The organism is Streptomyces sp. NPDC003943, from assembly GCF_053605265.1.
On sequence record NZ_JBSGIW010000041.1, the window covers coordinates 17,587 to 26,652 of the forward strand.

10 protein-coding genes are annotated in these 9,066 nt (G+C 74.4%); 8 read left to right on the forward strand and 2 right to left on the reverse strand.

The window, feature by feature from the left end; translation table 11 throughout:
- Nucleotides 1–80 precede the first annotated feature (80 nt).
- Nucleotides 81–272, reverse strand: a complete 192-nt coding sequence (locus ACWEV0_RS18550) for a hypothetical protein (RefSeq protein ID WP_453150366.1) — start codon at nucleotides 270–272, stop codon at nucleotides 81–83.
- Nucleotides 273–470: 198 nt separating this feature from the next.
- Here ACWEV0_RS18550 and ACWEV0_RS18555 point away from each other — a divergent pair, with 198 nt between their 5' ends.
- Entirely contained in the window at nucleotides 471–1,571 is a 1,101-nt protein-coding gene (locus ACWEV0_RS18555) for a carboxylate-amine ligase (protein ID WP_453150367.1), read from the forward strand.
- Between the two features lie 111 nt (nucleotides 1,572–1,682).
- Nucleotides 1,683–2,432, forward strand: a complete 750-nt coding sequence (locus tag ACWEV0_RS18560) for a HemK2/MTQ2 family protein methyltransferase (protein WP_453150368.1) — start codon at nucleotides 1,683–1,685, stop codon at nucleotides 2,430–2,432.
- Between the two features lie 240 nt (nucleotides 2,433–2,672).
- On the opposite strand, the gene ACWEV0_RS18565 is transcribed toward ACWEV0_RS18560, so the two are convergent.
- Nucleotides 2,673–3,269, reverse strand: a complete 597-nt coding sequence (locus ACWEV0_RS18565) for an SRPBCC family protein (RefSeq protein ID WP_453150369.1) — start codon at nucleotides 3,267–3,269, stop codon at nucleotides 2,673–2,675.
- A 243-nt stretch (nucleotides 3,270–3,512) separates the two neighbouring features.
- Here ACWEV0_RS18565 and ACWEV0_RS18570 point away from each other — a divergent pair, with 243 nt between their 5' ends.
- From ACWEV0_RS18570 to ACWEV0_RS18595, 6 genes are all read left to right on the forward strand, one after another.
- The gene (locus ACWEV0_RS18570) at nucleotides 3,513–3,797 is read left to right on the forward strand and encodes a CDGSH iron-sulfur domain-containing protein (RefSeq protein ID WP_453150370.1); all 285 of its coding nucleotides are present in this window, start codon (nucleotides 3,513–3,515) and stop codon (nucleotides 3,795–3,797) included.
- Nucleotides 3,772–4,917, forward strand: coding sequence for an iron-containing redox enzyme family protein (locus ACWEV0_RS18575; protein WP_453150371.1), 1,146 nt, complete (start codon nucleotides 3,772–3,774; stop codon nucleotides 4,915–4,917). The genes ACWEV0_RS18570 and ACWEV0_RS18575 overlap by 26 nt, the downstream gene beginning before the upstream one ends.
- A 126-nt stretch (nucleotides 4,918–5,043) precedes the next feature.
- Nucleotides 5,044–5,748: a nucleotidyltransferase family protein gene (locus ACWEV0_RS18580; RefSeq protein ID WP_453150406.1), complete on the forward strand. Its 705-nt coding sequence runs from the start codon at nucleotides 5,044–5,046 to the stop codon at nucleotides 5,746–5,748.
- Entirely contained in the window at nucleotides 5,738–6,004 is a 267-nt protein-coding gene (locus ACWEV0_RS18585) for a BON domain-containing protein (protein ID WP_453150372.1), read from the forward strand. The genes ACWEV0_RS18580 and ACWEV0_RS18585 overlap by 11 nt, the downstream gene beginning before the upstream one ends.
- Entirely contained in the window at nucleotides 6,001–6,777 is a 777-nt protein-coding gene (locus ACWEV0_RS18590) for a metallophosphoesterase family protein (protein ID WP_453150373.1), read from the forward strand. Before ACWEV0_RS18585 ends, ACWEV0_RS18590 begins: the two co-directional genes overlap by 4 nt.
- 145 nt (nucleotides 6,778–6,922) lie before the next feature.
- Nucleotides 6,923–9,055: a PP2C family protein-serine/threonine phosphatase gene (locus ACWEV0_RS18595; protein ID WP_453150374.1), complete on the forward strand. Its 2,133-nt coding sequence runs from the start codon at nucleotides 6,923–6,925 to the stop codon at nucleotides 9,053–9,055.
- Nucleotides 9,056–9,066 lie beyond the last annotated feature (11 nt).

The window sequence follows — 9,066 nt, forward strand, 5'->3', positions numbered from 1 at the left end:
GCTGTCGGCATCTGCCCTCACACCCGCGGTGTGAGGGCAGATCTCTGCCGGCGCCGTTCACAGGTCGGTGCGGCCGGTGGTCACGGGGCCTGCTTGTCCGCCGCTCGCGATCCGCGGCGGTCGTCGTCGTCCTCGTCAGCCTTGGCCCGGACGTCCGGCGGAGTCGGCGAGGTGATGTTCCGCTGCCTCGAGGACCGCTCCCGCGTCGCCTCGTCCACCTGCGGGGTGTCGTCGCTCTGCCGTTGCCTGTCCTTCTTGTCGCCGGTAGCCATGGCGCTCCTCCTCCGCTCGGATCGGCCCGGGTGCGGTCGGGGCTCGACCCCATGCGTCTGCCCTGTTCCGGAATGCCGACACATCCGGATGCCGACACCAGCGCGCCCGGACGCGGCCGGGGCCCGCCTCCACCGCCGAAGCACACGGATGAAACGAGGCGCGGCCGGGTACTCGCGGCAGCGACGCGAGGAGAAGCCATGAAGATCCTGACCATGGGGGTGGAGGAGGAGTTCGTCCTCGTGGACCGGTCCAGCCGAGCCGCCGTCGGGCGGGCGCCCCGGGTGATCGCCGCTGCCACCGAGGTACTGGGCGACCAGGTGCAGAGGGAGTTCTTCAACGCCCAGATCGAGACCACGTCCCAGCCCACCGCCTCGTGCCGCGACCTGCGCGAAGAGCTGGTCTGGCTGCGGTCGGTGGTCGCCGAGGCCGCCCGGGCGGAGAACTGCCTGCCGGTCGCGAGCGGCACCTCCGTCGTACCGCCGGAGGCCCCGCTGACCGTGACCGACACCGATCGCTACCAGCGCATGGCCCGTCGCTTCGCCGCCCGGTTCAGTCCGGTCGACGGCCTGGTCTGTGGCTGCCACGTCCACGTGGGCACTCTCGACCGGGACCTCGCGCTCGCCCTCTCCCGGCGCATGGCCCCGTGGCTGCCCGTCCTGCAGGCCCTCATGACGAACTCGCCCTTCGCGCGCCGCCGTGACACCGGCTTCGACAGCTGGCGCTCCGTCGAGTACGCGAGCTGGCCCACCGTCGGCCCGGCCCCGGACCTCGACGAGGCCGGCTATCTCTCCCACGTCGCCGAGCTGGTGCGGACCGGCACGCTGATGGACCGGCGCATGCTCTACTGGCACGCCCGGCCGTCCGAGCACGTCCCCACGCTGGAGATCCGGGTCGGCGACGCCAACGCCGACGTGGGGACGGTGGTCATGCTCGCCGCCCTCGTCCGCGCCCTCGCGACGGTGCTGCTGGCGGAGGAGGCCGAGGGCCGGCCCGTGCCGCGCGTCCCGCTCCGACGGCTCCTGCTGGCGCACGAACTCGCCGCCTGGCACGGCCTTTCCGGCTTCGGGCTCGACCCGTACACCGGCCGGGAACGGCCCGCCGCCGAGCTGGTCGAGGGGCTGCTGCGCCGGACCCGGCCCGCGCTCGACGCCGCCGGCGACACCGAACGCGTGCTGGGTCAGTGGCACCGCGTCCAGGCCCACGGCGGCGGCGCGACGCGCCAGCGCACCGCCTTCCGCCGGCACGGCCGGCTCACCGACGTGGTGGACACGCTCGCGCAGCTCACCGTGGCGAGCTGACTCAGGCGCCACCGCGTGAGCCTGCCGTACGCACCTTCCGCGGTGCGTGCGGGTGGGCGTGAGGCGGTGTGTGCGAGGGCGGGACACGGGCACCCGCGAGGAATGAGCACCATGGGAATGATCAGGCCGCCCGGGGTCTACGCCCCGCAGGGCGACACGGTCCTGCTTCTGCGGAGTCTCGCCCGTGAATCCCTGGAGCCCGGCGCGCGGACGCTCGACCTGTGCACCGGCACCGGGATCCTCGCCGTCGCCGCGGCCCGCCGCGGAGCCGAGGCGACCGCATCCGACATCTCGCGGACCGCCGTGGCGGCGGCCCGGTCCAACGCGCGCCGGTACGGCTGCCACGTCCGCGTTCTGACCGGGGACCTCGCCGTGCCGGTGTCCGGCGAGCGCTTCGACCTCGTCACCGTCAACCCGCCGTACGTCCCCGCCGCGGCGCCGGCAGCGCCCGCCCGCGGGCGGCGCCGGGCCTGGGACGCCGGGCCGGACGGGCGGCTGCTGCTCGACCGGATCTGCCGTGTCGCCCCGACGCTCCTCGCGCCCGGCGGCGTGCTGCTCCTCGTCCAGTCCTCGCTCAGCGGAATCGGAGCCAGCCTGGCCGCACTACGCGCGGCGGGACTGCGCGCCCGCGTCGTCGCTCGGCGCGTCCAGCCCTTCGGCCCCGTGATGGAGGCGCGAGCCGACTGGTTCGAGCGCCGAGGCCTCGTCGCGCGGGGGACGCGCGCCGAGGAACTGGTGGTGATCCGCGCGGTCCGCGACGCCGCCACCCCGCGTCGTACGGACACGAGCCCGCTTCCGGGCTCGCGGGGTGACTGCGACGGGGGCCCGGGCTGGGCTGACCCCGGCGCGCCCCGGGGCTGACCCCGATGGGTCCGCGACCGAGCCGCACCCGGCCGGGCTGACCCCGGGCCCCGGGCTCGGGCGACCCCGGTGGATCCGCGCCCCGAACCGCGCCCGGCCCTGACTGGCCCCGGCCGGCCCACGCCGGGCCCGCGCCGGCCCGTGTCGGCCAGCCCCGAACCGCGCCCGGCCCTGGCCGGCCCTTGCTGGCCCCGGCCGGCCCGCTCCGGCCCGGGCCGGGACCGCCCCGCGTCGGGACCCTCAGGTGTGAGGCGTCCCGGGAACCTCCCCAGGACTGTCCGGGAGCGGGCCCGGGTAGGGGCCCGGCCGTTCCGGCGGCTCGGGTGCGGCCGCCGGTTCACCGGCGGATTCGCCCGACAGCGGTGACTCGCCCGTGCTGTCGGCGGGACGCAGGCGGCCGCGCCAGCCGCTGTCGGTGGCGTCGCCCTCCTCGACGTACCGCTTGAAGCGCTGCAGGTCGCCCCGGACCCGCTCCTCGACGAAGCCCAGGGCGTAACCGGCCTGCTCGACGATCCCCTGCGGCTCGACTTCCATGGCCAGGCTCACCCGCGTGTGCGCGTCGTCGAGACGCTGGAAGGAGACGACGCCCTTCTGCTTCACGCCCTCGCCCACCGTGCGCCAGGAGATGCGCTCGTCGGGGAGCTGGTCGACGATCTCCGTGTCGAACTCACGGGCCACACCCGCCACCCGGGTGCGCCAGTGGCAGAGGCGGTCGTCGAGCTGCCGGACCTCCTCGACACCGTCCATGAAGCGGGGAAACTCCTCGAACCGCGTCCACTTCCCGTAGACGGCGTGCAGCGGGGCAGTCACCCTGATCGTCTCCTGCACCATGCTCATGGTGTCCTCCTCGGGCGGTCTGTCGCGCACGGCGGGAATCGCCCGTGGGCTCGTCCACGAGCCCCGGCGACTCCTCTCTTCCCGCCCGCGACTACCCCTTCTCGCAGCGCGCACGCGCCCGGCGCCCGCCGCGCACGGGTCCACGCACGCGCACATGTCCGTGCACGTGTCCGCTCCCGGAGCATGATCCGGACCGAAAGGGGCATCCGCCATGGCATCGTTCCCGCCGAGCGGAGGTGCGCCGTGAAACCCACAGAAGACCAGCCCGGCGACGCGCGCCCCATGACCTCGCGGGCCGCCGCGCGGATCACTCCCGTGGCGGACGGACCGCTGCTGGTCGAAGGGCCCGTGGAGATCGTGCTCTCCGACGGAACGGTTCGCCGCAGCGACCGTCCGGTGGTCGCCCTGTGCAGATGCCGGCGCAGCCTCAGGGAGCCGTTCTGCGACACCAGCCACCGCCACCGGGCGCGGCACAAGGGGGCCGACACGAGGAGGCCGTCCCGTGACGACGACAGCCCCGAGCCGTAGGGCGGAACGCGGCCGCCAGGCCGAGGGTCCCGAACTGCCACCGCCCCGAGGTGACTTGTCGGAGGCCGTCATCGGCCGCCTCCGCGGCCGGGCCGGAGCACTGCCCGGCGGCCGCGTGGCCGAGGCCGCCGACCCGTACGGCGAGGACCTCCAACTGGCGCTCCACCTCGGATACGAGCTCCACTACCGGGGCTTCGCGGGCGTGCCAGACGACGCCGAGTGGGACCTGGGCCTGCTGGAGCTGCGGGCCCGCCTCGAAGCGCGTTTCGAGGCGGCGTTGCGCGCCGCGTGCGGACGGTCGCCCGACCCCGACGAGGTGTTCGAGACCCTGCTGACCGAACGCGACGACGGTCGAGGCGTCTCCCACTACCTGGTCCGTCACGGGACCCTGGACCAGCTGCGCGAACACGCGGTGCTGCGCTCGGTGTACCAGCTGCGGGAGGCAGACCCGCACCTGTGGGTGGTACCCAGGCTCCGGGGGCGCGCCAAGGCCGCGATGATGACGGTGCAGTTCGACGAGTACGGCTGCGGACGGGCCGAGCGCATGCACGCCCGGCTCTACGGCGACCTCCTGACCGCCCTCGGGCTCGACCCCTCGTACGGCCACTACCTGCCGGCGGTCGGCGCACCGGCGCTCGCCACGGCCAACCTGATGTCGCTGTTCGGCCTCCGCCGGGCCCGCCGGGGCGCCCTCGTCGGCCACTTCGCCGTCCTGGAGATCACGTCCTCGCCGGCCGCGTCCCGGCTGGTCGCCGCACTGCGCCGGGCCGGCGCCGGAGAGGCGGCGGTGCGTTTCTACGACGAGCACGTGGAAGCCGACGCCGTCCACGAGCAACTGGTCCGGCACGAGGTCGTCGCGCCCCTCCTCGCCGAGGAGCCCGAGCTGGCCGCCGATCTCGCCTTCGGAGCCGATGCGACGGTGCTGCTGGAGGACTGGTTCGCCGACTCCGTCACGCGCGCCTGGGAGTCCGGAGCCACGGCGCTGCGCGCGCGCCTCGACGACGTACGGCCGGAGGCACTGCCGGACGTAGGGCCGGAGGCACTGCCGGACGGACGGCCGGACATGCGGCCCACCGGTGAGCACGCCGGCTCGCCAGAAGCCGGCCGTGACCGGTCGTGACCGCAGGAGGACGCCATGAACCTCGCGGAAGAACAGGGCAGCGCCCGCTCCGGGGCGGCGCACCACCCGCACGCCCGGCCGGGGCGCTTCACCTATCTCACGCCCGGTCCGCTGGACGGGGCCGGAATGCCGGGCACACCCGACGTGGCCGACCTCGACCCGCGCACCGGGCAGCGGCCCGGCGTCGCCCTGCCGGCCGATCACACCCAGGCGATTCTGGAGGCCACGAAGGAGATCGCGGCCATCCTGAAGACCTCGGGCTGTCCCTTCGCCCTCGTCGGAAGCGTCGCCGTGTACGCGCACGGCATTCCGGTCCGTCTCCAGCACGACACGGACTTCGCCGTCCGCAGGGAGGACGCGGAGACCGTCACGCGGCTGCTGCAGCGGCGCGGCGTGCGCATCGTGGAGCCGCCGGAGGACTGGCTCGTGAAGGCCCGCACCGGTGGTGAGGAGATCGACCTGATCTTCGCCCTGGCCGGGCGGCCCGTCACCACCGAACTGCTGGCCCGCGCCTGCACCCTGCCCGTGGACTCGGTGCACATGCCGGTGATCGACCCCACGGACCTCATGGCGGTGCGGCTCTCGGCGTTCTCCGAGCACCACTGCGACTTCGGCGCGCTGCTTCCCGTGGCGCGCGGTCTGCGCGAGCGGGTGGACTGGGCGCGGGTGCGGGCGGAGACCTCGGACAACCCCATGGCGATCGCCTTCCTGTACCTGCTCGAACTGTTCGGCGTGATCGACAGGGCCGACGGGACGGACGGGACCCACGGAGCGGGCGGCACCCGGCGGCAGGGGAACGGGAGGAGAGGAGCGACCGGCGATGAGCGGTGAGCATCTCGACGCGCACGAGCACGAGTACCGCGTCGCCCGGCTGGTCGAGCGCCTCGCGCGCGACGACCTGGCCGAGCTGGGCGTGCGGGTGGAGGAGCGGGGCGACGCCGTCGTGCTGACCGGCACCGTGCCCACGGCCGCCCGGCGGGAGGAGATCCTGCGTCTCGCCCGCGCCGAACTGGCGGGGTCCACGGTGCTCGCCGACGTCGTCGTGGCGTGCGCGGACGCCCCTGACCGGTGGGAGGAGCTGTCATGAGCGCCGCGCCGGCGTCCGAGGTGGTGCGGGTCGCGGCGGTCGGCGATGTGCATCTCGGTGCGGACTGCCGGGGTCTGTTGCGCCCGGCTCTTTCGGTCCTGTCGGAATGCGCCGACCTGCTGTTGCTCGCCGGCGACCTGACCCGCCACGGCACGGCCGAGGAGGCCGCGGTGGTGGTGGAGGAGGTCCGGGACGCCGGGGTGCCGGTGGTGGCGGTCCTCGGCAACCACGACTACCACTCCGGCCAGGAGACGGAGGTGAGCCAGGTGCTCCGGGACGGCGGCGTCTCCGTACTGGAGGGCGAGGGCGTCGTGCTGCACGTGGCGGGACACAAGGTCGGCGTCGCCGGTACGAAGGGCTTCTGCGGCGGTTTCGTCGGGGCCAGCGCGAGCGAGTTCGGGGAGCCCGAGATGAAGGCGTTCGTCCGTACGACCCGGCTCAGCGCGGAGCGGCTGACGGCCGCGCTCGGCGGCCTGTCCGCCGACGGCTGCGCCGTCCGCATCGCACTGACCCACTTCTCGCCGGTACCGGACACGCTGGCGGGCGAGCCGCCGGGGATCTATCCGTTCCTCGGCAGCTATCTGCTCGCCGAGGCGATCGACTCCGCGGGGGCGGACCTGGCCGTCCACGGCCACGCCCACCTCGGCACCGAGCACGGCATGACGGCCGGCGGGGTCCGGGTCCGCAACGTCGCCCAGCCGGTGATCCGCCGCGCGTTCGCCCTCTACCGGCTCCCGGTGAACGGGCATCGCGGGCGAGCCGGTGAGGTCTGAACGGGCGCCCGGCGGCAGGGGCCCGGGTGCGCTTTCACCGGCCCGCGAAGACCGGCTGGGGTCCGCGGAAGGTTCCGTCGGTGGCGCGTCGTCCCGGGCGTATCGTCGAGATACGGGTGTCCCGGGGGCCGGGCGAGGAGCGGTGATGGGCGGACCCGAGCAGAGGCCGGAGGAAGCCGGGCTGCCGGACGAGACGCTGGTCGACACGCTGCGCCGTACCGGGGCCTCCGCCGGGGGCTTCTACCTGCTCGAGGAGGCGGGCAGGGTCCTGGGTCTGACGGTGCTCTGCGGGGTGCCGCTGGAGGTGATATGGCCGTGGCGGCGGGTTCCGTTGAGCGCTCCGGTGCCGGTGAGTGACGCGGTGCGCGAGAACCGTCTGGTGTGGGTGGGCTCGCAGAACGACCTGGTCCGCGCCTATCCGCGCGCCGCCGCCAGTCTGCCGTACCGCTTCGCCCTCGCCGCGGTACCGGTGATGGGGCATGACCGCTGCTGGGGGGCGCTGCTTCTCCTGTGGCCCGCCAGCCACCCCGCCGATGCCTCTCGCCGCGAGCGCGGCAACATCGCGTCCGCCGCCCGGCGCATGGCGCGGGTCCTGGACGACGCCCCGGTGCCGCTCAGCGTGCCCGACGAGCCCCGCCTGGTCCCGGCGGACTCCGCGGCCCCCATGTACGGCCGGCCGCCTTCCCAGGCCGCCGTGGACTACGCGGAGCGGCTGCCCGAGGGAGCCCTCGGAATGGACCTGGAGGGCCGGATCAACTTCCTGACCGCCGAGGCGGCGTCGCTGCTCGGCGCCGGTGCCGGCCGGTTGCTCGGCACCCGGCCCTGGCAGTCGCTGCCCTGGCTGGACGACGCGGTGGCGGAGGACCACTACCGCACCGCCGTCATCAGCCGTGATCCCGTCGCGTTCACGTCTCTGCGGCCGCCGGACACCTGGCTCCGGTTCCAGCTCTACCCGGACGCCAGTGGCATCAGCGTACGGATCACCCGGGCCGCCGCCGACGAACACGGCCGGCCGCCGACGGCCGTGTCGGCGCGGCCCGCCCGGTCCGCGCCGTCGGGCACCGCGCAGGTCGGGCGTCTCTACCAGCTGGTCCATCTGGCGGCGGCCCTGACCGAGACGGTGGCCGTCCGCGACGTCGTCGAGCTGATCGCCGACCAGGTGCTGCCCGCCTTCGGCGCCGACGGCCTGGTGCTGTCCGCCGCCGATGCCGGACGCCTCAAGATCCGCGGCCATCACGGCTACGACCAGGAGACGATCGACCGGCTCGACGGACTGCCCCTCGACACGGATCTCACGCCCACGGGGCAGGTGCTGGCCGACGGGGTCCCGGCGTTCTTCGCCGATCCCGAGGAGATGGCGCGCCAGTACCCCAGGGCGCCGCACATCAGTGGCAAGAAGGCATGGGCGTTCCTGCCGTTGATCGTCTCCGGTCGGCCCGTCGGCTGCTGCATCCTCTCCTTCGACCGGCCGCGGGCGTTCGGCGCCGACGAGCGGGCGGTACTGACCTCGCTCGCCGGGCTGATCGCGCAGGCCCTGGACCGTGCCCGGCTGTACGACGCCGCCCGCGACCTCGCCCGCGGCCTGCAGCAGGCCCTCCTGCCGCACAGGCTGCCCGTGCTGGCGGGGCTCGACACGGCTGCCCGCTACCTGCCGGCCAGCCACGGGATGGCCATCGGAGGCGACTTCTACGACGTCATCCGCCTCGACGGTGCCCGCGTCGCGGCCGTGATCGGCGACGTCCAGGGCCACAGCGTGGCGGCCGCCGCCCTCATGGGGCAGGTGCGCACGGCCATCCACGCCACGGCCGGAGGGCCGCCCGGCCACGTCCTCGCCCGGACCAACCGCGTCCTGGCCGACCTGGAAACCGATCTCCTGGTCTCGTGCACCTATGTGCACATCGATCTCGCCCGTCAGGAGGCCGTGGTGGCCAGCGCGGGTCATCCGCCCCCGTTGCTGCACTGTCCGGGCAAGCGGGCCGGCGCCGTGGAACTCGAACCGGGTCCCCTGCTGGGCATCGACCCGAGCCTCACGTACCCCGTCACCACGCTGTCCCTCGGCCCCGGAGCGACGCTCGCCCTCTACACCGATGGCCTCGTCGAGTCCCCTGGCGTGGATCCGGACCGGATCGCCGACGACCTGGCCGGCCAACTCGCCGAGCACAGCGGACAGGACCTCGACCGGCTCATCGACACGCTTCTGCGCCGGGCCCGGCCCACCGCTTCCTACACCGATGACATCGCCCTGCTCCTGCTCCGCACGGCCGGACGGACCGGCTGACGGTCCGCCGG